The following is a 26,094-nucleotide window of genomic DNA, read 5'->3' on the forward strand; positions in this document are numbered from 1 at the left end:
TCAAAATTCAGCGAAAGCAAAGAATTTAGGTGGGGGTCGGGCTGCCCGTAAACGCCCGATTGGTGCGAGCTAATAATCAGTGGGTAATAAAGAAACCCCCCACTGATTAAAGTTTCACTTTATCCGTTAAATGTACGTATCCTGGACGAGCCCACTTACGATTTACCTCAATACCGTTTTGAGGATGACGCTTTTTATTACGCGGGTTCGTTTTTGGCATCGGATTTTCGCCATCAACTTCTAACACTTCCATACGTACTTTCGTTTGTTTATATGCCGGCGTGTTTGTACGCAAGTCAACGGCAGGACCTGTTAAGAAATTAATTGCCGATTCTTTATCAGTCGAATTCATCGGTAAATACAGTTCATTCGCTTTTACACGATCCGTTACAAGTGCACGTAATTTTAGTGCTCCGAATGGAGAAACAAGGCGTACTAACGAACCAGTTTTCACTCCACGTTCCCTTGCAAGTTCTGGAGAAACTTCGACGAAAACACCTGGTACTTTCGATTGAATACCAGTTGATTTATTTGTCATGTTCCCTTCATGGAAATGTTCAAGCATACGGCCGTTATTAATGTGAAGATCGTATTCTGCTGGGAATTCAGCAGGACGTACCCAATCAGCTATCGCAAAACGAGCCTTTTTGTCCGGGAAGTTAAATCCATCTTTGAATAGAAGCGGCGTATTCGTACCATCAAAACTTCCCCAGTGGAAACTGTTCCACCCTTCAAGCACTTCATAGTTTGCGTGTGCAAATAGTGGTGATAAGCTTGCCATTTCCGCAAAGATTTCACTTGGGTGATTATAGCTCCAGTTTGCGCCTAACTTATTAGCAATTGCCTGCACGATCCACCAGTCTGGTTTCGCATCTCCTAGCGTTGGAAGCACTTGATATAATCTTTGTACACGACGCTCTGTATTTGTAAAAGTACCTTCTTTCTCAAGAGATGGCGCTGCTGGTAATACTACATCAGCGTATTGAGCTGTTTTAGAAAGGAACACATCTTGAACGACAAAGAATTCAAGGCTTGATAACACTTCATGTACGTGATTTGCGTTAGAGTCTACAAGAGCCATATCTTCTCCAACAAGATACATAGCTTTCATTTTTCCTTCATCAATTGCGTGAAGCATTTCAATGTTATTAAGACCTGGTTTGTTATCAATTTTTACTCCGTAAGCTATTTCAAATTTCGCACGTTCTACATCGTCAGTAACGTGCTGATATCCTGGAAGCCAACCTGGAAGTGTTCCCATATCACAAGCACCTTGTACGTTATTATGACCTCGAAGCGGATATGCACCAGCACCTGGACGGCGATAGTTTCCTGTTGTAAGAAGTAAGTTTGAAATTGCAGCGGAAGTATCTGAACCACCAGTATTTTGCGTTACCCCCATTCCCCAAAGGATACACGTACCATCTGCATCACGAATCATTTCTGCCATTTTAACGAGCGTTTCTTTTGAAATACCTGTAATCTCTTCTGCATATTCAAGCGTATATTCCGCGAGACTATCTTTGAAATCATCAAAGAAGTTTACATTCTCATCGATGAACTGCTGATCGTGCCAACCTTGATCAATCATATATTTCGTAACAGCCATTAACCATACTTGGTCCGTTCCTTGCTTTGGACTAATAAAGATATCTGAACGCTCTGCCATTTCAGTTTTACGAAGATCTGCAACAATTAGTTTTTGACCGTGAAGTTTATGCGCACGTTTCACACGAGTTGCTAATACTGGGTGACCTTCTGTTGGATTACAACCGACGATAATAACAAGACCCGATTGTGCGATATCTTTAATCGTCCCTGCATCTCCGCCCATACCAATTGTACGGAACAATCCATCTGTCGCTGGTGATTGACAATAACGTGAGCAGTTATCAACGTTATTCGTTTCGAACACTTGACGCGCTAATTTTTGAATAACATAATTATCTTCATTCGTAATTTTAGAAGAAGAAATAAAGCCGATAGAGCCTTTACCGTACTCTTCTTTAATAGAGCCCAATTTATTCGCCACTACATGCAGCGCTTCTTCCCAAGTTGATTCCACGAACACTCCATTTTTACGAATTAAAGGTTTCGTAAGTCGTTTTTCAGAATTAACGAAATCCCAACCGAATTTTCCTTTTACACAAGTAGAAATTGCATTAACTGGTGCCTCAGAAGTTGGTTGCACCTTTAAAATTTTGCGCCCTTTCGTCCATACTTCAAATGAACAGCCTACACCACAAAACGTACATACTGTTTTCGTCTTCTTCGTACGAGTGTCGCGCATCGCAGCTTCTACTTCTGACACAGCGAAAATACCGCTATATCCAGGTTCAACCTCTTTAATAAGATCGACCATAGGTTCAAGAATATCCGGCTTCAGCCCAGTCATAAATCCAGCTTCACCGAGCATCGATTTCTCCATTAAAGCATTACAAGGACAAATCGTTACACATTGACCGCAGCTTACACATGAAGAATCGTTAATATCTACTCCTTCATCCCAAATAACACGTGGGCGCTCTGCCTCCCAATCAATAGATAACGTTTCATTAACTTGTAAGTTTTGACACACCTCTACACATTGACCGCACGCGATACATTGATTCGGATCATAGCGATAAAATGGATGAGACATATCAACTTCGCTTGCATCAACTTTTGGCTCATAAGGATATTTTTGATGCTCAATTTCCATTAATTCTGCCGTATTATGCAGTTTACAATTCCCGTTATTGTTGTCACAAACCGTACAGTAAAGTAAATGATTTTCTAGTAAACGGTCCATCGCCTCATGTTGTGCTGCCTTTGCACCAGTAGAGGACAGCTCAATATTCATACCGCTCGTCACTACAGTAGAACAGGATCGCACAAGCTTTCCGTTAACTTCTACAATACAAGTATCACACGTTTGAATAGGATCCACTTCCGGCACATAACAAATTTGTGGATGTTCAATTCCGTTCTCATTAATAATGCCCAGTATAGTTGAACCAGGCTCAGCATTATACTCTTTGCCGTTAATTGTAATATGAACCATGCTGTCGTTCATGGTTACTCCCCCTTTTTGAGAATAAAAAAAACTCCACCACGAAAATATACGCACCACATTTTTGGCACGTTATCATCATGGTGGAGTAGTTTATTAGCACATCTTGCTAAAATACCAATCCATTTATTCATAAATAAAATGATAGATTCATAACAGGTCATATCACGATTCCATCTTTAACACTGTAATTATAGCGTTAAATCGAAAAATACACAATATAATTATCATTACAAAGGACAAAGCACATAATGCTCTGACCTTTGTATTACATTTTAGGATTATTCTGAGATGACTTACTTCCCGGTGCAAACCAACCAATTAGTGCGATGGCAACTAATACTCCGTAGAAGATTAAAGTCCAAGTTGTACTATGCGGAAAATCATGGTCTAAAATACCAATGTCCTCATGAGCCAGTGTAATTACAGCTAGTTTGACACCAACCCAAGCAACAATCGCATATGCTGTTGTTTCTAGTGCTGGACGTTTCTCCAGTAATTGTACAAACCAAGTTGCCGCAAATTTAATTAAAATAAGTCCAGCTATCCCTCCAAGAAGTACAACAATGAACTGTCCTCCATCCATACCTCCGAAATCGTCAAGCGGAGAATCCGGAAGCCCCAGAGCAAGAGCAACTGCGGCTAATATTGAATCAATCGCAAAGGCAAGGTCAGCTAATGCAATCTTTCCTACTGTGAACCAGTAGCTTTTTCCTGCTGCTTCCTTTTCATCTTCCTTGTGAATATTTTGATTATTTTTTCCGAATTGCGCCTGAATGACATGCTTTAATCCTAAGTAAAGAAGATACGCTGCTCCTATCGCCTGTATTTGCCAAACATTTGCAATAAATGATATAGCAAAAAGGGCTGCAAATCGAAAAACAAAGGCCATAATAATTCCGTAATTTATAGCTCTTTTTTTCTCTTCTTCGGGTAAATGCTTGGCTATAACTGCTAGTACAAGGGCATTGTCAGCCGATAACAATCCTTCTAATCCGATTAAAATTAACAATGCCCAAGCATACTCTAGCCATATTGAATCCATCCGCTTCTCTCCTTTCTAAAACTAAAATCAGATAAGGTCTTTGCTCATTAGAATTTCCTATTAAGCCAAATTAAATGCTAAAACATTTTGACAGTTACTTTGCTGTCCTCTATTTGTTATAATTTCAACAAAAAACAAATCTAGATTGTGGTTTTCTTAGAAAAGGTGACGCGACATTGTGCTTAAAAACTTGATGAATTCATCTTCACTTACAGGTTTACTGTAGTAATAGCCCTGAATTAGATAACATGCATTACGTTGTAACACTGTTAATTGTTCCTTCGTTTCCACCCCTTCTGCGATCACTTTCATGTTTAAAGTATGCGCTAGTGAAATAATGGTATGAATAATTTCATTTCCATCAGTAGAATTTCCGATCCTATTAACAAATTCTCTTGGAATTTTTAAGGTATCAATTGGATACAAAGGGAGATATGCTAATGAAGAATACCCTGTACCAAAATCGTCAATTGATAAATGTACACCATATGATTTTAATACTTTTAACTTCGATAAGGTTTCTTTTTCATCTACCATTGCTATTCTCTCTGTTAATTCTAAATCAATCGAATTAGCAGGTACCCCTACTGCTTCTATGGTAGATATGATTGCTTGAACAAAATCTTTCTGTTCAAACTCTATAGCTGATAAATTTATCCCCATTTTTAGATTTGCATAGCCTGCAGAATGCCACTTTTTCAGTTGTCGACACGCTTCCTGTAACGTCCATTTCCCAATTGGAATAATTTGCGACGTTTCTTCCGCGATAGGTATAAATTCAAAAGGAGAAATAAGTCCCAGTTCTGGATGTTGCCAACGAATTAAAGCCTCTGCACCAATAACCATACCAGTCTTACTGTCAACTTGTGGTTGATATAATAAAAACAACTCATTATTTTCTAATGCCTTCGGTAAATCCTGTTCTAATCGTAATCGTCTTGTTATTTTTTTTGATAATGTCTCGTCATACATGCAAACAGCATTATTACCTTTTTCCTTTGCACTATACATAGCAATATCAGCATGTTGTAAAAGTGTAGTAGTATTTATTCCTCCAAACGGATACACCGCTATTCCTATACTAAGAGATAAATAAAAACTATGTTGATTAACTACAAATGGTTCTTCAGTTATACGAAATAGAGTTTCACACAAATCCAATAGCTGTTGCTCTGTGTGGTTATGGACTATGATCGCAAACTCATCTCCCCCTATTCTCGCTAGAGGAATAGCCGGTGACAGACATTGCCTAAAACGTTTAGCAACTTCTTTTAAAACACTGTCACCAATTGAATGTCCCAGTGTATCGTTAATGGTTTTAAAACGATTTAAATCTATATACAAGAGTCCAAATTCACCCTGCGTTTTTCGTGCACGCTCAATGGATTTTTCTAATTCTTTTTGGAAGAATATTCGATTTCCAATCTCCGTCACTGTATCATGGAATGCTAGATAGTTTATCTCATCTTGTTGTTTCTTCATTCTCGTAATGTCTTTTACCATTACATAACTCCCAAAAGTTTGTCCTTCTATCATAATAGGAACAATGGTGACGTACCAAAAATGAATGTCCTTCTCATTATTATTTTTCACACGTAATTGTAACGAAGCCGAACTGCATCGTTTCCCTTCCTGTAGAGCTGCTTCCAATTCAGATCTATCTTCGTCTAAAAAAATCGAGAAGCACTCTTTACCTATTAATTCATCACTGTTTTTTCCTAATAACATACTTCCAGCCTGGTTTATATTTAACACAGTACCATTTGAATTAATCGTTAAAATAGGATCTGGATGATACTCATATAATGACTTAAATCTCTCTTGATTTTTGACCAAGTCATTGGATTTGTTTATTAAATCTTCTGTTCTTTGAGATACTTTTTGTTCTAATTGATTATTAAACACTTTTAACATTTCGGTTAAATCGCTGTTTTGCATTCGTACGATAGTATGACGAATCAGCACAAATACAAATGCAATACAATTCCCAGTAATAAGTGTAGCCGAGGAAGTTTGCTCTTTTAAAGTAAAGCCAATTAATACCGCAACTGCAAGATAAGGAAATATAACAAGAAGTTTCTTCCCAAATGTGGGATCGATAATGAAATAATTCCTTCTAGAAGATGCATTCTTTGAGATCGAAGCAGCAATAGCGATAAATAAAAGGAAAACTCTATACAAACACCTTAATAATATAAGTGAACGATCTGACAAATCATCTTGTAAGTAAAAATACAAGTAGTCCGTAATAGCCAATCCAGTTAATACGAGAATAAAAATAAATAATTTACTTTTCGCATTAAAAATAGCTGGTCGAAAGATTAGACTAACTCCTAATAAAAGAAGTAATAAATCTATAATCGGAAAAATAAATGAGAGAAAAACATCTCCAATTGATAAGAATAAGATATTTGCAGAAGGTTTATTAAACAGGTACCACTCTAATGTAAAAATGGCAGTAACAACAATACATAAATCACAAATTAAATACGCTTTTTCCCACTTGTTACATTCCATAATGATTTTATAAAAGAATGCAAAGAGAAAGAAGAATAAGAAAAACAATAAAAACACATCAGAGATATTAAAATTTTGTATCGGCAATTCTACATTAAGTACTTGAAAAGCGGATATAAAATTCCCGATCAAGAAACACCCTATTGCAATAGTAATGCAAACCCAGAATACTCCTAACTTAATTTTTCCGGATAATATAGAATAAAGTAATGAGATAAATACAGTAGTTTCAACAACTAAGGATGATAGTCGGATATTAAAATCTGATACAAAATAATGATTCGGAAAAACAAATAAAAATATAAAACAAAAGCTTATATAGAATATTAGAGCTATTGTTAATAAGATAAATTGCAAATGTGAATGTTTAAGCAATATATTCACCTTCTTAAGTCTTTCATCATTTTTTCAAAAATTTGTTTCTAATTATTATTCATATTATGACCATTTCAAAAGATTTCTTTCAAAATAAAGTAGCCTTACATTGCAAATGTAAATATTTAAAAATTCTATAACAGGAATTACAAAAAAATATGAACAGCTATGTCCTTAACACTATCAATTATTGTTATACGAACTATTTATGTAACAAGTTTATTTAATAGCTAATGAGTTCAAAGAATGTTTTCTTTGAACTCATTGTATACTGCCCATCTGAATCATATAACTTAACTATTTTTAAATTAAAATTTCACGTAAAAATAATGAATGTAGGTGTATGCCCCTATCTATTTATCTTTTTTTCTTCATAACTTCTATAGTATTCATTAAGTACGCTAACTTAAACACCGACTTATTTATAATCCTTAATAAGTCGGCGCCAGTATACACTATAAAACTAAAACACATTACAAATAACAAAATTATACTTTAGCAATTTATAAATTTCATATTCCTAGAATTACTAAACTTTCTTTTACCTATTACAATCTATATTCAGATACATTATTTCCTTTCCATTCATAATAATCTAAAACCCCTTCATAAATGGCTTCTGCTGCAATCTGTCTGCCGTTTGCCGTAGATAGTTTACTGTAGTCGATACCATTATCTATAAAAGCCAGTTCCGTTAACACAGCTGGCATGTCGTTTTCTCTTATAACATGAAGATCTCCATGTTTAACGCCTCTATCACGTGTTTGAAGAGCCTCTACTAAACGTGTTTGAATTTTTTCCGCTAACACACGACTTTCTTCCACATGAGGATTTGTTTTTTCGGATTCAGAAGATTTATAGTAGTATGTTTCTGTCCCTTTTGCATTACCATTAAAAGCATTTGCATGAATGCTTATAAAGATATCCCCCTCATTTTGCTTAGCAAATTTAACACGTTCCTGTAAAGAGCTTTTTTGGTCATGTCCAGGTCTAGTATCAGATTCACGAGTTAGTAAAACTGTAAATGGTGTATGTTTTTCGAGTAATTGTTGTAGGCGTAAAGAAGTGTCTAATACAATTTTACTTTCAGGCAATCCCTTTGTGGCTTTTCCAGGATCTTCGCCACCATGTCCAGGATCAATAATGATTGTTTTACTTTCTAAAGGATTTTTCGGACTGGATTGAAGGGTATCTGTTTTGGCAGTAAGTTGTGCGGCTTCTGCACGTGTTATGAATTTATTTGGTTGCCAACCGTTATCTGTACCAACTGAAATTTTTAAATCAATTAAAATATTGGCGAATTTTTCACCCCAATGCCCTTTTAAATCTTCAAATTTACTTTGTCCATTACTAGTGCTTATATTTTGTAGTTTATATGCATTCACTAGCATGGTAGCCATAGCAGCACGAGTAACTTTTCCAGAAGGATTAAATATTCCATTTCCTTCACCTTTAATTATTCCTGCTTTTTCAGCTGCGGCAATGTATGGCGTTCCCCAGTGGTTTTGTGAATCTGTAAAAGATGGTTTTGCATTTAAGTCAATATGTATACCAAGGGCCTTTGTCATAATTGTTGCCGCAGAAGCCCTATCTAATGTATCACTTGAACCAAAAGTTCCATCTGGATAACCACTCAATACTTTTTTATCAACTAAATAATTAACGGATTTGTCAGCCCATGCAGGAACATCTGGGAATTTATGAGTATTTGCAAATGCACTAGATGAATAGGATAGTAGACTTCCAGCAAGAATTCCTGTAGCAATTAATTTGTATTTCAAAATGTAACACCTCTAAAAAATTATTACAACTTGGTAAATATATCATTTATAGTTAATCTTTAAATAATACGACCTAGAATAAAGAACAGATTAAATAGGTATTATCAATATATTACAGATAATAAATTTAAATCTAACTATTATTCCGAAAAGAATCCTGAGACATACACTTATAGATAGAGACTATTAAATATATTCACCAACGTCGTGTAACCAGTATAGTTACTTATATGTACGAGTGTCAATTAAAAAAACCTTACATTTTTGTAAGATAACCATGTTAATTATGTAGTAAGTAATTATTATATAATGTGAATAATTACTCGGTATAATAAAATAGTAATCTTATATTTTAAACAAATATTGATTATTTTGGTCGGCAAATAACTTATAACAGCCACCTTTTTGGCTATGCTTTGGAATCCTACTTTACTCTTCAATTCTCCGTATTAAAAGTTTGTTGATGAAATGTAATAACAACTGTACGATTATACAACTTATTCACCTCAATTAAATCAGTTAAATATTGAGGAAGAGTCGGTTTATCTTTAAAATCATTATGTATTAAGCCCTTTCACAGTGACAATACGCATATTCCCAGTATTTTTCGGATCACAATACTACAAAGTAAGACCTAGCTCCTTCCTTTTGTACAAATTTTTGATTAACTAAAATTAATTATAACTTTTCCTCTGCCCGAAATGATTCCATACAAAACAAAAGGGAAATACATATACACTATGTATCTCCCTTTTGTTTTGTACCCAATTTTTTTATTGTGTTACGGTCATAACCTGTCCACTACGATCGACCATAATTTTCATTTTACCGTCTTGTGCGTTATATAACCCTAGCTTATGCAGATCTTGTTTGCATTCTTTTACGAAGTAAGGCAATGTACGAATTTGATCGATATCCGAGCTCGTCATGAAATGAATTAAATGATGCGTCATTTCTTTAATATCATGAACGAGCTCTGCCTTCTCTCGTTTTAATCTTTCATTTTCAGCTCGTAATGAATGTAATTCGCCTTCAAGACCACGTGCGTGCTTCTCATCCTTCGAACGCTCTGCAGCCATGCTAGAAAGCTTATAGATTCCCTCCATGAACTGATGCAATTCGTGTTCTCTCTTTTCACTACATTGACTAATTGTTTCAAAGTTATCTACGATGCCAGATATAACTGTTACGAGGCTTTTTTCATCTTCTTCATTTCGAACTTCTTCATTTACTTCCTGCTTGCTTTCTTGTTTTGTCTCAGCAATTGTCTCTTTTACAGGTGCATATTTACGTTTTCGCCCCGGTTTTTGTTTTTCAATATTTTCAAACGGGATTTCTTGTTTTTTTAATTTATAATACGTGTTTTGCAATTGGCTTTCCGTTTTCGGAAAAAGATTCAGTTCATTTTTACTAACATATTTTGAAATATTTGCGATGTTTAAGCCGTGACGTTGACAAAATTGATATACTTCATACAATAGTTCTAGTTCAGACTTCAACCAAGTAATCGCTGATTTTTCATATACTCGCATACCGCCATTTTTTTCTATATCTATTTGAAATAATACCATTCTATTATATAAATCGATTAACTCTTCATACCTGACTTGGAATTGTTTCTCTATTTTTTTAAATTCCGCCTCTAATTTCATATCGTTCGTTTTATTATTTGACATGTTTTGTAAAAGACTTAATACATTGATTGCTGTGTGGTGATACATAATCTGTGTCACTCCCCCTCATCCTTTCACAATTCTCATATGACTCCCATGCCCTTTAAGAAAATAGAAATTTTTACATATCCATATTATAACATTTCGAAATTATCTGTCAAATAATTAACATACAAAAAGGTATAAAAAGTATCGAAATAAAAAATGATTTTTAACAAATATTAAAAAATAAAAAATAGCTAAGCAAAATATTATATCAGAAAAATTCTACTTAATTATATTATATGGTATTCCTAATATATTTTCACCGAAAAAGTTTGCGCCACCACGAAATCTTATAGATGAGATAATTGAACATCATGTAAAAAAACCCTCACCTTTACTATAAAGGTGAGGGTTTTACACAACGCTAACTAATTAACCGAAAGAATGACCATTATTACCACCGTGGCTACAGAAAAACAAAAATATCTCAGAAACACTCTACCTTTCTGTCTTTACACACATGGCTGGCTCCTCTCTTCCAACTAAAAGAAGCTTTATAGTACTAACTTATCAACTAGCCCGATTAATTCTTGGATATCTGGCTTACTTACTTGAGCATTCGCTCCTACTGCTTCACCTTTATGGAATAATTCATTTGTAATTAATGAAGAGAAAATAATGACTGGTAATTGATTCATTACTTCACTATCTTTAATTACTTTCGTTAAGTGGTGTCCATCCATTTTCGGCATTTCAATATCTGTAATAAGCAGGTGAATATGTTCATACATTTTTTCACCTTGCTCTTTTGCTAATTTTTCAATTTGAGCTAATGCTTCTGCACCATTGCTGAAGAAGTTCATTTTCGTATATCCAGCTGATGATAATGTTTCTTCTAGTATTTGACGAAGCATCGCTGAATCTTCTGCAATATAAATAACTTTTTCAGCTCGATCTGTTTTTTGCTCTAATCCTGCAAGTGATTTATTGTCATAACCAGTACCGCTAATTTCACATACAATTTTTTCATAATCTAATAGTAAAATGATTTTCCCATCTAGTTTTACAATACCAGATGTCGTTTCTTCTAGTCCCATAGATAATGAAGCTGGTTCATCAATTTGTTCCCATGAAATACGTTGAATACGATGCACTTCATCAACACGGAAAATAACTTTCATTTGGTTTAATTCTGAAATGATAAATTTCGTTTGATCAAGTGGTTTTATAGATTTTAAATTAAGAGCCGTTGCTAAGTTAATAACAGGTAAAATTTCACCACGTACTTGAACAACACCTTCAACTGCATGATGAGATTCTGGCACAGTTGTAACAGGGAATGGATTAATAATTTCACGCACTTTCATTACATTAATACTAAATAAATTTTCACCAACAGTGTACGTTACGATTTCTAATTCGTTTGTTCCGCTTTCTAATAAAATACTTTGTGCTTGTGACATAAAGGTGTCGCTCCCCTTCCATTAATTCCGTATATCTAATTATTAAGCTTTATTAAAACCGAAAAGTCAACTACCTATATGAAAAATATAGATAGTTGAGTGATTCTCACAGTTTTAAAGTAGAAATACTACCGGTAAAACTTAATCTTGTATAAACGAAGCAAGTGCCTCTAGTAACACTTCTTGTGCTCCTACAATTTCTGTCGGCATCGCTTCCCATTTTTTTGAAAGCTCTGTTTCCACTCTCATTCTTAGCTCTGGACCCATTTCTCCTAGCACATATTCTTTCGTCGCTATATCAACATCGATAAGCGAAAGAGCGTATAGTTCAGGATCATTTATTTTCTCAAATAATTTCTTCAGTACACTAGGCGCCATATGCTTTAATTTTTCAATGTGAATTTCCTTATCAGAAAATAGTAACTCATATTGAATATACGTAACATTTTCTTTAATAACTTTAAAATAGCAATTATTTTTTTTATCATTTACAAAATAACCGTTCGGATCTGCAATAATACTCTCTACTTGACGTATTAAATTAGGTAAACTACTCGCCGCCATTACAGTACGTTGCTCAACCTCACTTGGCGAAATGAATGTAACGCGATACTTATTCTGCGCCATCCTCCTCACCTCTCCTTTTATATAAACTTAGTCTAATTGTACAATATCTTAATTAATCTAAATCTATTTCAAATCAATGCTTCTAGACTCGGATAAATCCTCTCTCCCAAAAGTGAAGAGGCACCACCTACACTTGGCTTTTGGCCTCTTCAACTACCTTAGAACCACTCCACACCTCTCGTCTTACAATGTACGAGCCACTCATAGGCAACTGACCGCTACTACACTCAGCTAGGTCCTCGCCCCTCTTCAACTAACCTAGAACCACTCCATATCTCTGTTCTCACAATGCGCGAGCCACTCATAAGCACTAACCGCTACTACTCATCGCTAGGCCCTCTCTCAAAACCTTAAAAAAAAGCTTTTAAGCCCCTTTCAACAGCTCAATGTTATTGAACCAAAAAGCAAGCTGCTGATCCGTAATATCCGGCAACATAACGAAAAACTCACGGCACTTCATCTCATCTTTAAACAGTTGATACTTCCAAACACTATCGCTACCAATACTTACGAAATAAAACTCGTGTATACGGCCAATGATTGCTTGTTTTTCACCAAACGAATATGGAGGCACTTGTTTGATTTCAAATTGATCTGGTAAATATACATGCTCTTCTCGTTCTATTTTTAACACTTGCTCAGCAAGCTCACGTTTATTTTCGAAAAAAGGCAATTGTAAAATTCGCTCTTGTCTTGTCATACGAATATAAAACCCTTTCTACTACGTTACAATTTTTCTTTACGATTTATTATCGAATTAAGTTCACAACTTCATTTAATACTTCATCTGAAATTTTGATTACTTTCGCATTTCCTTGGAATCCACGTTGGTATAACATTAAATCAACGAATTCTACAGATAAATCTACGTTTGCACCTTCTTGTGCACCACCACGTATTTTTCCTGCACCGTTTTGGCCAGATGCACCTAACGCTAAAATACCAGTTGTATTCGTCGCTGTATAGTTACCATTTCCAGTTTTCATCAAACCGCCTTCATTCGGGAACATCGCAACAGCTAATTGACCAGCAGATTTCATACTTCCATCAGAATATTTTACCATCACATATCCACCGTCAGCAATAAAGCAATCTTTAACAGTCGCCGCCGCTCTACCATCTACATTTGTTACTGATAATGTTTTATCTGTCGGATGATTCGTTAAATGACTTAAGTCTAACTTTATAGAGCCACCATCAAATGGAATATTGGCCCCTTGCTCTTTCGGATTTGGATTTCCAACAGCATCAAATGTCATATTACCACCTGCACCTGGAACATCCTCAAACTTTGTATCCTTTTTCGAGTCATTACGCATCTGTACTTTATATGTATAATTGTGTTCGCTTGTTTGTGTAAATTCTACACGCATTGTCCATGTATTACCGGCATTATCGTATACAGGTAAGTCTTGCGTAATTTGTTTTTCACCAGTTGGAATATTCCCTTTAATTGTCCCTTGCGATGTTCGAATACCACCAATTGCCGTCCCCATTGGAATTTGCAATGGGCCTGGAATACCAGATAAATCAACTTCACCAGTCGCCTCATTAGCAGGGTATGCGAATACGTATTGACCTTCTGTGTTCGTAATATAATAATCTGAAGATATTCCAAACGTACCTTTACGCGTAAATTCCATGTTTCCGCCTTTTGAATCACCTACAACGAAGAAACCATTACCTTCCATTGCAGCTTGTGTTTTGCCACCTGTTAACGTAATTGTACCATCACTATAATCCGTAACCGTACCACTCATTTTCACACCGTTACCGATACTTTTCGGATTCGTTCCTGCGTATTTACCGTCACCTTTTGCACCAATTGAATTGTTATATAGTAAATCATCAAACATTGCTTTTTGTTTTTTATAACCAACCGTTTGTGCATTGGCAATATTATTTGAAGTTACACTTAATGCATTTTGTGTTGCGTTCATTCCTGTAATACTTGTATATAACGCTTTAATCATAACGTATGTACACTCCTTATGAATTTGTAGTTTTTACTTCTTCAGTTACTTTTTGATCGTCTTTCTTTGCATCTTCTGGATTCGTTTCTCCAATCGGTTTATCAGACACTCTTTCAACGAAACGAAGAGATACTACTTTATTATTAATAACGAGCTGTACATCGTTATTTTCTGCAAGGCGAACTGTCTCTACTTGACCAGTTACTTTGTTCCCTTCACCGTCAATACCTCTTACGTATTTCCCTAAAAATTTCATTCCACCATCAAGCGCTGTCGAATACATCGTCGTTCTTAAAGAATCAACTGCTTTTGTCATATTTTGCACTTGTTCCATAAGAGATAACTGCGCTGTTTGGTTCATCATTTGATTCATATCCATCGCATTGAACGGATCTTGGTGCTGGAAACTCGATAAAAATAATTTTAGAAAATCGTCTTTCCCCATTACACCAGGAGTTTTTTGAGCACTTTCTGATACTCCGTTTGTTTGTTGAACTGGCGATTGTACACCGTTAACAGGTGCATTACTTTTTTGCGCTCCTGCCTGCAATGGAATATGATTTGTACTCGTTGTGTTTAATCCAACTGTTGGCACGCTTTATTCCTCCAATAATCCTGCAAATTCTTTCGATTCTTGTTTCTCTTGCTTCGTACTTGCTAATTTTTGTTTTTGTCTTTGCTCTTGTTCTCGCTGTTCTTTACGTTGTTCATCTTTTTCTGAATAACTTATTTGAATATTAATTTCTTTTTCTTTTAATTTCAGCTTCAATTCGTCAAAAATTATTTCAACACGCTTTTTCGCATCGTGTTTTTCCATTTCTACATGGACTTCAATTTGATCTCCATGCTTTTTCATAAATACAGTTAATGAACCAAGTTTCTCTGGATTTAGCTGGAATAAAACACGTTCTTGTTTCACTACAAACTTTTGCAGAGCCTCTACTTGTGCTTCCATTTTCTTGCCTAAGTCAGGTAATGTAACCTTCTCAGCTCCACTATTTTGTTTTCCTATTTGATCAGTCCCCGTTGCCTTATTTAATAATTCAGCTCCGGCCGAACTTGAATCGTTTAATTGATCGACTTCTGGTAACTCTAACTTCACATCATCGCTTTCAGCTTTCTGGAGTTCTACTTCCTTGGACTCCTCTTGTTTCTTTGCGATATTACAAGTTTCTGTTTCTACGACTTTTAATACTTGCAACGTTTGCTCTGGCATCGTCACCTTGTCTAGCACCATTTGCATTGTATCTTCTAAACATATGGCATTTTTAATATTCATGTTAGAAAAAAGCTCTTGTAATTGCTGTAATTCAGCTGCGGGCAATTCGTTCAGTTTAATATTTCCGTATTCTTTATATAACGCCTGTATTTTTTGTATGTATTGATATAACAATTCTGGCTGCATATGCAATTGCTCAATTGCAACCATCTGCTCAGATACAGCTAACAATAACTGTTCTGTCTCTTTCTTTTCTTCTTTCTTTACAATCGGCTCTTCTTTCGTTACCGTTTTTTTTGCGAGAATATATTCTTTCTTCTCTTCTTCTGGTGCTTCTTCTCGTTTCGGTTTCTCCGTTTTCGGCTGTTTTTTATTTTCAATTCTCATTGTATTATCGAATGAAGAATTTTCATTTTTCGATTGTACTTCTAGCCCTTTTTCTTTTTGCGGAGGTAAACTTTGCTGCACCGGTAATACAAACTGTATCACTACATCCACCTCATCCGTTCATACACATTTTTAAATCAAGAAGCATTTTTTCTTCCAGCTTTTCTTTTACTTTCGCAAGCTTCTTACAATCTTCTTGATACATTTCATCAATGACACGTTCTTTTTCTTTTATTTGCTCTAAAAGGCTTTCATTTTTTTGAATAAAACCTTCTGTTTTTTTAATTTTTCGATTCCATTCTTCTATTCTTTCAGGTGAAAATGTATGTGAAGACAGCATACCAGCCATAATACGTTGTCCCGTTTGTACAACCTTATTGCGTGATTTCACAACATATAGATCATATTCTTTTTTTCGTTCTATTTTTCTTTTTTCAGCTGTTAGTTCGTACACTTCTTTCAAGATATGTTCTTTCTCTTGATTAATCTGCAATTTAATCGTGTCGTACTGCTGTTTATTCACCTGTTTTCATAGCTCCTTCCTATTATAACGTTACCTTTTTCTATTATATAGTTTTTTTACAAAAAAATCTGTGAAATATTAAAAAACAAAAAAATAAGACCCCAAGGCATGAGCATGAGGTCTTATACAATATGGTGCATCGCTTGGACAATATCTTCAAAATGAAAACTATCCGTTCGACCTTGTTTTAAAAACGTATTAATACCTTCTACTTTATTTTTACATTCAAAAATATAGGCATTTTCTTCATTCTCTTGAATTGTTCCTAATTTGAAATACAATTCATTTTCTTTATAAATAGATAAAATTTTTCTCATTTCATTTGCAACCTGCCAATGGTTCGGCGATACGATTTCTTCCATAATCCGACTTACCGAATCTAATATAGAAATGGCAGGGTAATGACTAAGAGTTGCGAGCTCACGTTTTAATACAATATGTCCATCTAAAATACCACGAGCTAAATCTGGTACAGGACCATTTAAATCATCACCATCAACTAACACTGTATAAATACCTGTTATTGACCCTTTTTGCGTTTTTCCTGATCGTTCTAATAACTTTTTCATATAACTTTCCATTAACAGTGTTTTACCACCGATCGGTAATTCCTTTACCGCAATATCAACACTTCGGCGTGCATCAGCAAAACGAGTAACAGAATCCATCATAAGTAATACGTTATTACCTTGGTCACGGAAATATTCAGCAATAGATGTTGCAAGCTTAGCCGCACGAAGTTGCATAAGGTGACTTTCATCTGACGTTGCTACAACAACGACACTTTTTTTCATACCTTCTTCGCCTAACTCTTTTCGAATAAAGTCTTTTACTTCCCGGCCACGCTCACCTACTAAACTAATAACGTTAATATCAGCTTTTGCGTTTTTCGCAATCATTCCAAGTAAAGTAGATTTACCAACACCTGATCCAGCAAAAATACCTATCTTTTGACCAATCCCAATCGTTAACATAGAATCAATTGATTTAATTCCGGTTTCAAATACATCTGTAATTTCTTCACGCTCAAATGCATGAATCGGCGGTGCATCCAATTTTATTTTTTGCAGTGGAATGTTCTCGGCATCTTCGTTTAACACTTTTCCATTTGCACTTAACACTTTACCAAGTAAATGATTACCACGGGGAACAACGACATCTTCTGTAATTAATGTAACTGCATCTCCGTAACATACTTTTTCTGTCTGTCCAAATGGAAGTAGCATATTATTTTCTTTTTCAATTGCAATTACTTCACATAAGACACTATGTTCTCCAACGAGACAAACATCTCCAATCTTTGCTTTCGGACCTTTCGCTACAAAAAACTGCTCTTGTACACTATGAACTTTGCCAACTTTCGTATAAAACGGTGTTTCAATAAATGTATTCCATTTATTATGTTCATTCATTAGCTCGTTGTTCATACATTTTGCTCCTCAAACAACTTCTCTTCTTCCCACTTATGACGAAGCTTCGCAAATATAGGCGCAAATTTAAACTCAAAAAACTCTTTCTCTTCTTCCAGAACAAATTCGCCAAACTGTAAAGAAAAATCATACTTCCATTCTACTAATTGTAGTAGCCAATACTCTTTCGTATTTTCTTTCTCTTCTTGTATACGTTCAAATGTTTCTGGATGAACCGTTATAATTAATTTTTCAAATGAAGTAGGCAATGTTTGCACGATGCCTGTTAAAATCGGCAAAACGTCTAATAAGCGCGAATCTACCGCTTGATTCACTACTTTTTCTGCTAACTGAAAAGATTGATTCCATAATAACTCTGTCCATTCGTATGCTGTTTCTTGTTGTTCTTTTTGAAACTGTATACGCGCTGCTTCCATCTGTTCCATTTGTTCATGAATATGCATTTGAAACTGTTCTTTATCTTGCAACAACTGCTGACGCTCTCGTTCTAGCATTTGCTGCTGCTGCCTTAGTTGATTCATTTCAATATGTAATGCATCTTGCTGTGCAAGAAGTTCTGCATGATCCACTTGTATCTCTTCTTCAATGTGAACTGATACTGGTTTCGGAAATTGTAATTCATACGTTTCTTCAGAAAAAGAAACAGAATTCTTCGGAATTCTGTTTTTAAATAAGGACATCATCTTCACCTCTTTGAACGATAATTCTTCCTTCTTTTTCTAACTTTTTCACCGTACCTGTAATCGTTTGTTGTGCTTTTTCAGCATCCGTCATCTTAAGCGGTCCTAAGCCATCTAACTCTTCAAGAATCATCTCTCTACGGTTTGAAGACATACATGTAAATAGTTTCTCTTTAATTTCTTCTTTTGCAATTTTAAGTGCTTTCGCGATAACACCGTTATCTGTAATTTCCTCTAATACACGGCGAAGCGCAAGATCCTCAAGACCAAGTAAGTCTTCAAAGACAAACATATTTTCTTTAATTTTCTCAGATAACGCATAATCGACTTCATCCAGCTTTTGAAAGACTGTTTTTTCAACACCCCGTGAAACATTATTTAAAATGTTCACTATTGTTTTCAATCCATCTGTTTTATTAATAGCACTAAATGCCATATTATTTAATTTTGCTTTTAATAACTCACCAATTTGATTAATTAATTCACCATCTACTTGTTCAAGCTTTGCAATACCCATTACCGTCTCTACACGTTTATGATCTGGTAATCTCTCAATTAATTGAGAAGCAAGTTGCGGCTTAATATAAGAAGCAATAATCGCTATCGTTTGTGGCGATTCATCATTAAGCACTGTAAGAAGTGGCTCTAAATCTGTAAGTGAATTTAAGAATTCAAATGGATTATCTTTGTTATACCAAAGGTCTTCCAATAATTTTTCCAACTCGTCTTCTGGCATATTTTTAAATATACGACGAATGTATTCTTTATCTGGAGTTACTAAATTCAACTCTTTTACATTTAGTTCGTACAAAAACTCCCCTAGTACATTTTCTAACGTTTCTGGTTTATATACACGAAACTTCGCGATTTCGCGAAGTAACACTTCTTTTTCCTCAGCCGTCATATATTCAATGACTTTTGCTGCCACCTCTTCGTTTAATGTACGAATGAGGATGGCAGCTTTCTCTTTGGAGGAGATTTCATCTAACATTGTTTTTCCTCCCTTACTGTCCGTTTAACCATTTTTTAATTACTTTTGCAGTACCTTCTACATGCTCTTTCGTAGCTTCCTGCACTTGATCATCTAATGTAGGTTCTGATGGTTCTACCGGTTCTGGCTTTGGCTCTGGTACTATTTTTTCTTCAGGAATTTCCAGGATACTTTCACTACTAGCAGCAATTTCTTCTTCTGCTAAGTATTCTTCATATTCCTCTTCTTCTCTCTTTTTCTTACGTCTTGCTAAGAAGAACCATACTAGGCCAATTATTGCTAGCAAGCCAGCTGTAATTCCACCGAATAACCACCAGTTCATACCACTTTTTTCTGGCTCTTTCTCTTTTTCAACTTTCGGCTGGTCGAACTGAACAGTTACAACGTTAACTTGACCGTTTGTAAAGTTTCCATTCGGATCAGCTTGAAGCCCAGCTGCTGTGCCAATCGCTTCTTTAAATGTTGTCATATCAATTTTTCGTTTTACTAACGTATCGTTATCTACCCATACAACAACATTTGTTTTTGTTAATTCCGGATGTTTCTTAATTGTTTCAACTGTTTTATCTATTTCATAGTTTTCAATTTTGTTACCATTTTTATTATCGTAGACAACTTTACCGTTTTGATTATTGTTCGTACCGTAGTTCGGCACTTCACCGTTCGCTGTAATACCCGCACCTTGCTTCGTATCTGCTCCTTCTTGCGCAGTAGAACTTTCCTCTTGCTCTTGTTTACTGCGAAGTACACCTTTATCGCCATATTTTTCTGACTGACGTGTAACTTCATCGTAGTTTACAGACACTTTCGTATTCACTTTATATTCATTTGATTTAAACATCGTCATTAACGTTGCGTCAATATCTTGCTTTAATTTACCTTCAATTTGATGCTGCATCTCTACTTCTTTTTCATAAGAAGAGGAACTGTTAGAATGCGCTTCATCTGTTCCTTTTGAGATGATACCTTTTTTACTATCAATAACACTTACTTCTTCTGCTTTCACGCCAGGAACTGCCGCACTAATCATTTGCTGTATACCCGCAACTTGATCAGCTGTTAATAGTTGTCCACGTTTCACACCAACAGTAATTGCCGCTGTCCCTTTCGCTTTTTCCTCATCAAAAATTGTTTCTTTTTCAGGTAATGTAATTTGCACATTTGCCGTTTCAACTGTCGCGAAGTTTCGTACAATATCTTGCTCCAATTGCTTTTTCGTGCCGACAATCTGCTTCATTTTCTTATCTTGTTCACTTGAACCGAGTGAGCTTTCTAATAAAATTTCCTCACCGCTTTTTGAATTAAACGGCAAGCCCATTCCATTCATTTCTTTTCGAACCCATGGAGCATCGTTCTTTTGCACTCGAATCGAACCATCGGCTGCTAATTGGTAATCAACACCTAGCTTCGATAATTCTGCTGTAATCTCTTGCTTATCTGTATCATTTAAATTTTGATATACAACAACATATTTATCTGGCAAGGTGAAGTATAAAAGTGCTCCTGTTGCAATCGCTAAAAGCGCAGCACCAATCACTAACTTATGCCACGTTTTCAACGATTGGAAAACATTTTTTATCTTTTCCATTTAAATACACCCGTCCATTTTCCTAAATTTGCATATTAATTAGTGACTTATAATTTTCAATAAGATTATCGCGTACGAGAGCAGCTGTTTTCATTTGTGATTCAGCTTTCTTCTGCTGAATTAAAACGTCATGCGTTTCTCCTACCCCTTTTGTCAGTAAATCATATACTGCTGTTTGGGCATTATTTTGCGTTTGATTCATATCTTCCAATAAATCAATAAACTTTTTGCCTTCAACTACAGATTTTTCTGAAGTTTTCTGTGTGCCAATCGGCTGAATCGCTCCAAATGGCTGTGTATTTAACATTGGTTGAATTTTCATATTTCCCCTCTTCCCTCTTATCCTCGGCCGATTTCTAAATCTTTATCGAGCATTTTTTTGTTCGCATTTAATACACTTGTATTTGCTTCATACATTTTTTGAGCAACCATTACATTCGTCATCTCAGCTGTCACATCAATGTTCGGATAACGTACATATCCTTCTTCATTTGCATGCGGATGCGTCGGATCATACACAAGATTTTCATTTCGATCCGTTTCAATACTTTTTATTTTCACTCCGTTAGTAGGAGCTCCATCTAGCATACTTGCAAAACTATTATTTGATTCTAATACTACACTTCGACGGTGATACGGCTCTGCACCCGGTGCTCCCGTCGTATTTGCATTTACGATATTGTTAGAAGTAACTTCCATCCATTTTCTCGCTGTAGTTAGCCCTGAACCACTTGCATTAATTGCCTGAAACATCTTTGTCTCTCCTTTTAACTATTAACGTCCACGTGCTGCTTGGTTAATAGCGTATTGCGTATTAATTGCATTAATTGAAACACCGTATAATTGGTTTGTTTTCATTAAATCTAGCATTTCTGTCGTTACATCAACACTGTTTCCATCTTTATTCGTTTGCATTGATTTCGTTTGAATCTTTGCGTATGTATTTTTCGTATTTGCTGTCGGTAAGTGCATTACATTCGTTTGATATAAATCTGGATTACTCTTTAAATCCGCAGCATTTTTTTTGTATAATGCACTGCTCATATTCATTTTCTCAGCAAATGTTACATCTTGTGCTTTATAGCCAGGTGTATTCGCATTTGCAATATTACTAGAAACGGTATTTCGCTTCGTTACTAAATAGTTCATATAATGACTTACATCACTAACTAAATCTGGCATATTCCACACCCTTCCTTTTCCATCATGCTCGTTTAGCGCATGATCATCCACTGATGGAAGTTTCACTTTATTATTCATTTTCCTATATGTATTTATTTATTAAAATATTATCTATTATGTACCCTTACATATTTTATTCCATTTTTCCATTGTTGTCTTTAGAAAAATACAAAAATATAAAAAAGAATATAAAAAACTGTATACGCGTAGTAATCCATGTAACATTTTGATATATAAACAATAAAAAAAGAGCTTCCATACACTTCTCTCTATAAAATAAAGACATCTTATTTTTCATTGTTTGGATTATTACCATTCTTTTTATTACAGTCATAAAGTGAAACCTCAATCAGCGGAACGCCTTATTCAAACAATGGAATGGATCCCCTTTTAAAAGGGGTATCCATTTCCGTAATTCACCATTAAAATTTACCGTAAAACGAATTCGCTTTCATTCGTCCATCATTTGTCATAATCATTTCTTCCAAAAATTTTTGCTTATCTCGAATATGCTGTGCTGCCTTAATTATTAATGGACTCACTTCCGCTGCAACATCTGCGCGCGTCTCTTCATCCAATGTCATCATCCAGCGATTTAACATTGCACTCTTCTCAGCAAATTCCCCATCTGATACTTGCAATTCACCGATTTCATTAAAACAGCCGACAAACGCTCGATAAATATCATTGTTCATTTTCGAGTGCTCCGCGGTAACCGTCTATTAAATCTTGTAACACTTGTACAATCGCATCCATGTCTTTTGCTTCACGCGTTACTTTCATCGTCTGAATTTGAATGCTAATCCAATCGTATAAACCGAATAGACTATCATATAAATCTTTAGTAATCTCAGGATTTAATTGAAGCTTTAACTCTTCAAAAATACGTTCTAATTTTTCAAGAAGCGCATCTCCTTCTTGTAGTTTAAAAGTATTTAAAAGTTCTTCTAAATTACGAAACTCAACGATACATCTTTCATAAATAAAAATTGTATTTTTAATTGGATTACTCGTCATAATATCATTTTGCATATAACGTTGCCATGCTTGCATACAATCACTTCCTTAACTTTCATTAATCATCACTTTTTTGTTTTGTCATTGCTTTAATTGTTTTTAGTTGGCTATCTAGCGCCGCTAATGTACTTTCTAGCTTTTGATACTTCTTCACAATCTCATCTTGTTTTTGCAGATTTTGTGTTTCAATATCTTTAATCTTTTTATCTAAATCACTTACACGTGAATCGATGTTTTTTACACGCTCTCCGACTACACCTTTATCACCAAATAGTTTATCAAGTGGTTCTTCCATCATCTTCCCTAAACCGTTAGAACCAAAGAAAAATTGCTTCGCTGCATCCGGCTTGTCTTTTAACGCTTTTGTTAATTGTTCATCATTAACTTCCATCGTCCCGTCTTGCTTTAATTGGATACCAAATGAGAATAAATAATTACCGTCTTGAGAAAATGTCACGACATTATTCATCGCTTGACGTACACTTTGCATAATGGCTTGACCTTGGAAAGCTCCACCTTTCCCAGCAAAGATATCTACTGTAGAAACAGCTTTATTATAATCCGCCACCATCTTTTTAATAACATTCGATGCATCTGTTACGTTTGAGTCACTTACTGTAAACTTCAGATCTATACCTTTTGCTTTTGGATCTGTTGTTGTACCTGCATCTGGTGTTCCTTCTGCTTTCGGCTCAGTTACTTTTAACAATTCAATTTTCACGCCCGGAAGAGCTTCAATTGTATTGGTAAAACTTTCAGTTTCAATACCATTAATACTATATTTGGCATTTTGCGCTTCATTAATTGTATTGACTGCTGTCCCATCCGCCTTAGCTAAACCAATATCTTGAAACAGTGTAGATGTGTTCCCCTTAAAATTAATTTCTCCATCTGTTCCTTCTTTTTTCGAGGACATAAAGATTTTATCTCCAAGTGTATAAGCCGATACACCATAATCTCCGTCATTAATTTTGTTAATTAAATCTTTATATGTCATATCAGTTGTTACTTTTAGTTCTTTACCGCCTAGTTGTAATGTTTCATCTTTAGGAAGCTTCGCATTTATATCAGCAATCTTATTAGAGGCTATTTGATGACGTTGTGCAAGCTGTGTAATCGTCATATTAAAAGTTCCTGCAATCGCTCCACCATCAGCTTTTACATTAATATAACCGTCTTGTGATGTTGTTACCTTTTTCTCATTTCCTTTAAAAGCTGCTAAGTTTTTAAAAGTCTGTGTAAAAGAACTAAATTCTGATTTTAAACTTGTATATAATAGTTTATCGTTTGAAAGATCACTCTTTTCTTTCGTATACGGTGCTTTTCTCATATCTAACGCTTGCATTTCTAACTCTACAAAGTTAGAAGTGTCGATCATATTATTTCCGAGATTCCAAATCTGTTGTCTACCACCGATACCTGTTAATGTTCCTGCCATATTGTCTCACTCCTTATTGTTTACATGTAGTCTAAAATACTCGTTTTACTCATCGTACTAACCGCTTTAAGCGTCGCTTCATACGTTGCATTGATATATGCTAGGTCAGAAATTGCTACCGCCAAATCGACATCTTCAATTTCTTTACGGTTTTCTTGAAGCGCTAAATTTTGCTCGCTTAAAATTGTTTTAAACGTCTCCATTGTGTTCATTGTTGAACCAACTTCAGTTGTACGGTTAATGACGCTATCTAAGTTTTTCTTATTTTCTCCTAATAACGGTTGCAAAGCTTTTTGATCACCGTTATTCAGTGCTTCACTCATCTGTTTTAACGTTTTTATAACTGGGGATAATAATTCTTCTCCGTTACGAAATGCTTTTAATTGATAACCGTCATTTAGTTGCCAGTTCACATCATTTTTTCCACCTTGATACGTACCATCTTCTGTAAATGGAGCTTGTTCAGCACTATCCCCACCGAAAATATAACGGCCTTGCTCTTTCGTATTCGCTAAATATACAACTTGTTTTAAAATTTGATCAATCTCTGCACCGATTGCCTTCAATTCTTTTTCACTATTCGTCCCATTTAGCGCTTGTACTGTTAATTGATCCGCTCTTGTTAAAGATTTAAAAACACCTTGTAATGTATTTTCAGTTTGTGTTAATACATTTTTCGAATCCGCTAAATCTTTTTGCATTTGTTCAATATTTGCTAACGAATGCTGAATCGCAAATGATTTACTTGCCGCAAGTGGGTCTTCGCTCATAAAAAGATTTTTCTTACCTGAAGTTACTTGATTTCGATGATATTGTTGTTGCACATTCAAATCCATCATCTGATTCTTTGCCCAGTTTGCATTTTGAAATGTAGATACTCTCATCTTTACCTTCTCCTTTATCTATATTTGAATTGGCGCGAAGAAGAAACCGCACCTATATACAGCTATCCTCTTCCCTCATAAAAAAAGACTTTTTCGTTTTCATTTAATTTACATGGGGGAGGACGCTTGCTAAACATGGCTATTCTCCCCCTTAACTTCCCATTCAACCATCCCATATCTCTGGTCTAACATGGCTTGGTCCACTAAAAGGCTCTGTCCGCTTCTACCCTGCGCCGGACCCTCTCTTCCATCACAAAAAAAGCT

At 35.3% G+C, this 26,094-nt stretch carries 23 protein-coding genes and 2 pseudogenes; all 25 read right to left on the reverse strand.

The features are described 5' to 3' along the window. Positions 1-106: 106 nt before the first annotated feature. The 25 genes and pseudogenes from fdhF to AC0IXC_RS14615 all read right to left on the reverse strand — a co-directional run bounded on the left by fdhF (position 107) and on the right by AC0IXC_RS14615 (position 25,830). Positions 107-3,055, reverse strand: coding sequence for a formate dehydrogenase subunit alpha (gene fdhF / locus AC0IXC_RS14495; RefSeq protein WP_471652997.1), 2,949 nt, complete (start codon positions 3,053-3,055; stop codon positions 107-109). Then, a pseudogene (locus AC0IXC_RS14500) lies at positions 3,024-3,216 on the reverse strand (hypothetical protein). The gene fdhF and the pseudogene AC0IXC_RS14500 overlap by 32 nt, the downstream one beginning before the upstream one ends. Before the next feature lie 104 nt (positions 3,217-3,320). After that, the gene (locus AC0IXC_RS14505; RefSeq protein WP_002086470.1) at positions 3,321-4,097 is read right to left on the reverse strand and encodes a TerC family protein; all 777 of its coding nucleotides are present in this window, start codon (positions 4,095-4,097) and stop codon (positions 3,321-3,323) included. 156 nt (positions 4,098-4,253) lie between these two features. After that, positions 4,254-6,989 carry a putative bifunctional diguanylate cyclase/phosphodiesterase gene (locus AC0IXC_RS14510; protein WP_471652998.1) on the reverse strand — a complete coding sequence of 912 codons (2,736 nt, stop codon included), beginning with the start codon at positions 6,987-6,989 and terminating at the stop codon, positions 4,254-4,256. 548 nt (positions 6,990-7,537) lie between these two features. Next, complete coding sequence (locus AC0IXC_RS14515) at positions 7,538-8,770, reverse strand: N-acetylmuramoyl-L-alanine amidase (RefSeq protein ID WP_061688891.1); 1,233 nt, start codon at positions 8,768-8,770, stop codon at positions 7,538-7,540. Between the two features lie 448 nt (positions 8,771-9,218). After that, a pseudogene (locus AC0IXC_RS14520) lies at positions 9,219-9,448 on the reverse strand (Ger(x)C family spore germination protein); the annotation flags it as partial. A 95-nt stretch (positions 9,449-9,543) separates the two neighbouring features. Beyond that, entirely contained in the window at positions 9,544-10,491 is a 948-nt protein-coding gene (locus AC0IXC_RS14525) for a DNA-binding domain-containing protein (protein WP_471653065.1), read from the reverse strand. Positions 10,492-10,982: 491 nt separating this feature from the next. Beyond that, entirely contained in the window at positions 10,983-11,891 is a 909-nt protein-coding gene (locus tag AC0IXC_RS14530) for a chemotaxis protein (RefSeq protein ID WP_002030950.1), read from the reverse strand. Positions 11,892-12,032: 141 nt separating this feature from the next. Next, a complete protein-coding gene (locus tag AC0IXC_RS14535; protein ID WP_012260675.1) occupies positions 12,033-12,518 on the reverse strand; it encodes a hypothetical protein in 486 nt (161 codons plus the stop codon). A 364-nt stretch (positions 12,519-12,882) separates the two neighbouring features. Continuing rightward, the gene (locus AC0IXC_RS14540) at positions 12,883-13,218 is read right to left on the reverse strand and encodes a DUF3964 family protein (RefSeq protein ID WP_002012031.1); all 336 of its coding nucleotides are present in this window, start codon (positions 13,216-13,218) and stop codon (positions 12,883-12,885) included. A 49-nt stretch (positions 13,219-13,267) separates the two neighbouring features. Continuing rightward, positions 13,268-14,491 carry a flagellar hook protein FlgE gene (locus tag AC0IXC_RS14545; protein WP_002012032.1) on the reverse strand — a complete coding sequence of 408 codons (1,224 nt, stop codon included), beginning with the start codon at positions 14,489-14,491 and terminating at the stop codon, positions 13,268-13,270. 16 nt (positions 14,492-14,507) lie between these two features. After that, complete coding sequence (locus AC0IXC_RS14550) at positions 14,508-15,086, reverse strand: flagellar hook assembly protein FlgD (RefSeq protein ID WP_002086480.1); 579 nt, start codon at positions 15,084-15,086, stop codon at positions 14,508-14,510. A gap of 3 nt (positions 15,087-15,089) precedes the next feature. Next, the gene (locus tag AC0IXC_RS14555; RefSeq protein ID WP_242309141.1) at positions 15,090-16,199 is read right to left on the reverse strand and encodes a flagellar hook-length control protein FliK; all 1,110 of its coding nucleotides are present in this window, start codon (positions 16,197-16,199) and stop codon (positions 15,090-15,092) included. Between the two features lie 10 nt (positions 16,200-16,209). Further along, complete coding sequence (locus AC0IXC_RS14560; protein ID WP_012260670.1) at positions 16,210-16,620, reverse strand: hypothetical protein; 411 nt, start codon at positions 16,618-16,620, stop codon at positions 16,210-16,212. Between the two features lie 122 nt (positions 16,621-16,742). Next, complete coding sequence (gene fliI, locus AC0IXC_RS14565) at positions 16,743-18,047, reverse strand: flagellar protein export ATPase FliI (RefSeq protein WP_471652999.1); 1,305 nt, start codon at positions 18,045-18,047, stop codon at positions 16,743-16,745. After that, the gene (locus AC0IXC_RS14570; protein WP_033706611.1) at positions 18,044-18,730 is read right to left on the reverse strand and encodes a FliH/SctL family protein; all 687 of its coding nucleotides are present in this window, start codon (positions 18,728-18,730) and stop codon (positions 18,044-18,046) included. The genes fliI and AC0IXC_RS14570 overlap by 4 nt, the downstream gene beginning before the upstream one ends. Then, the gene (fliG, locus tag AC0IXC_RS14575; protein WP_002030936.1) at positions 18,717-19,721 is read right to left on the reverse strand and encodes a flagellar motor switch protein FliG; all 1,005 of its coding nucleotides are present in this window, start codon (positions 19,719-19,721) and stop codon (positions 18,717-18,719) included. The genes AC0IXC_RS14570 and fliG overlap by 14 nt, the downstream gene beginning before the upstream one ends. A gap of 13 nt (positions 19,722-19,734) precedes the next feature. Further along, positions 19,735-21,309 (reverse strand): flagellar basal-body MS-ring/collar protein FliF, encoded by a 1,575-nt coding sequence (gene fliF / locus AC0IXC_RS14580; RefSeq protein ID WP_002086489.1) that lies wholly within the window; start codon positions 21,307-21,309, stop codon positions 19,735-19,737. Positions 21,310-21,331: 22 nt separating this feature from the next. Then, the gene (fliE, locus tag AC0IXC_RS14585) at positions 21,332-21,631 is read right to left on the reverse strand and encodes a flagellar hook-basal body complex protein FliE (RefSeq protein WP_215587558.1); all 300 of its coding nucleotides are present in this window, start codon (positions 21,629-21,631) and stop codon (positions 21,332-21,334) included. 17 nt (positions 21,632-21,648) lie between these two features. Continuing rightward, positions 21,649-22,062 (reverse strand): flagellar basal body rod protein FlgC, encoded by a 414-nt coding sequence (flgC, locus tag AC0IXC_RS14590; protein ID WP_002030933.1) that lies wholly within the window; start codon positions 22,060-22,062, stop codon positions 21,649-21,651. 21 nt (positions 22,063-22,083) lie between these two features. Further along, positions 22,084-22,569 (reverse strand): flagellar basal body rod protein FlgB, encoded by a 486-nt coding sequence (gene flgB, locus AC0IXC_RS14595; protein WP_002064629.1) that lies wholly within the window; start codon positions 22,567-22,569, stop codon positions 22,084-22,086. Between the two features lie 344 nt (positions 22,570-22,913). Further along, positions 22,914-23,186, reverse strand: a complete 273-nt coding sequence (locus AC0IXC_RS14600) for a hypothetical protein (RefSeq protein ID WP_002141115.1) — start codon at positions 23,184-23,186, stop codon at positions 22,914-22,916. After that, complete coding sequence (locus AC0IXC_RS14605; protein WP_002012050.1) at positions 23,176-23,544, reverse strand: flagellar export chaperone FliS; 369 nt, start codon at positions 23,542-23,544, stop codon at positions 23,176-23,178. The genes AC0IXC_RS14600 and AC0IXC_RS14605 overlap by 11 nt, the downstream gene beginning before the upstream one ends. 22 nt (positions 23,545-23,566) lie before the next feature. Continuing rightward, positions 23,567-24,946, reverse strand: coding sequence for a flagellar hook-associated protein 2 (locus tag AC0IXC_RS14610; RefSeq protein ID WP_002012051.1), 1,380 nt, complete (start codon positions 24,944-24,946; stop codon positions 23,567-23,569). Between the two features lie 20 nt (positions 24,947-24,966). Further along, positions 24,967-25,830, reverse strand: a complete 864-nt coding sequence (locus tag AC0IXC_RS14615) for a flagellar hook-associated protein 3 (protein ID WP_002030927.1) — start codon at positions 25,828-25,830, stop codon at positions 24,967-24,969. Positions 25,831-26,094: the final 264 nt, after the last annotated feature.

The organism is Bacillus sp. AC266 (assembly GCF_979253805.1).

What these genes read in the sequence shown, in the direction of transcription:
- fdhF (WP_471652997.1), bottom strand. Translation starts at nt 3,055, where the DNA reads ATGAACGACAGCATGGTTCATATTACAATTAACGGCAAAGAGTATAAT.
- AC0IXC_RS14505 (WP_002086470.1), bottom strand. Translation starts at nt 4,097, where the DNA reads ATGGATTCAATATGGCTAGAGTATGCTTGGGCATTGTTAATTTTAATC.
- AC0IXC_RS14525 (WP_471653065.1), bottom strand. Translation starts at nt 10,491, where the DNA reads ATGTATCACCACACAGCAATCAATGTATTAAGTCTTTTACAAAACATG.
- AC0IXC_RS14530 (WP_002030950.1), bottom strand. Translation starts at nt 11,891, where the DNA reads ATGTCACAAGCACAAAGTATTTTATTAGAAAGCGGAACAAACGAATTA.
- AC0IXC_RS14535 (WP_012260675.1), bottom strand. Translation starts at nt 12,518, where the DNA reads ATGGCGCAGAATAAGTATCGCGTTACATTCATTTCGCCAAGTGAGGTT.
- AC0IXC_RS14540 (WP_002012031.1), bottom strand. Translation starts at nt 13,218, where the DNA reads ATGACAAGACAAGAGCGAATTTTACAATTGCCTTTTTTCGAAAATAAA.
- AC0IXC_RS14545 (WP_002012032.1), bottom strand. Translation starts at nt 14,491, where the DNA reads ATGATTAAAGCGTTATATACAAGTATTACAGGAATGAACGCAACACAA.
- fliI (WP_471652999.1), bottom strand. Translation starts at nt 18,047, where the DNA reads ATGAACAACGAGCTAATGAATGAACATAATAAATGGAATACATTTATT.
- AC0IXC_RS14570 (WP_033706611.1), bottom strand. Translation starts at nt 18,730, where the DNA reads ATGTCCTTATTTAAAAACAGAATTCCGAAGAATTCTGTTTCTTTTTCT.
- fliG (WP_002030936.1), bottom strand. Translation starts at nt 19,721, where the DNA reads ATGTTAGATGAAATCTCCTCCAAAGAGAAAGCTGCCATCCTCATTCGT.
- fliF (WP_002086489.1), bottom strand. Translation starts at nt 21,309, where the DNA reads ATGGAAAAGATAAAAAATGTTTTCCAATCGTTGAAAACGTGGCATAAG.
- fliE (WP_215587558.1), bottom strand. Translation starts at nt 21,631, where the DNA reads ATGAAAATTCAACCAATGTTAAATACACAGCCATTTGGAGCGATTCAG.
- flgC (WP_002030933.1), bottom strand. Translation starts at nt 22,062, where the DNA reads ATGTTTCAGGCAATTAATGCAAGTGGTTCAGGGCTAACTACAGCGAGA.
- flgB (WP_002064629.1), bottom strand. Translation starts at nt 22,569, where the DNA reads ATGAATAATAAAGTGAAACTTCCATCAGTGGATGATCATGCGCTAAAC.
- AC0IXC_RS14600 (WP_002141115.1), bottom strand. Translation starts at nt 23,186, where the DNA reads ATGAACAATGATATTTATCGAGCGTTTGTCGGCTGTTTTAATGAAATC.
- AC0IXC_RS14605 (WP_002012050.1), bottom strand. Translation starts at nt 23,544, where the DNA reads ATGCAAGCATGGCAACGTTATATGCAAAATGATATTATGACGAGTAAT.
- AC0IXC_RS14610 (WP_002012051.1), bottom strand. Translation starts at nt 24,946, where the DNA reads ATGGCAGGAACATTAACAGGTATCGGTGGTAGACAACAGATTTGGAAT.
- AC0IXC_RS14615 (WP_002030927.1), bottom strand. Translation starts at nt 25,830, where the DNA reads ATGAGAGTATCTACATTTCAAAATGCAAACTGGGCAAAGAATCAGATG.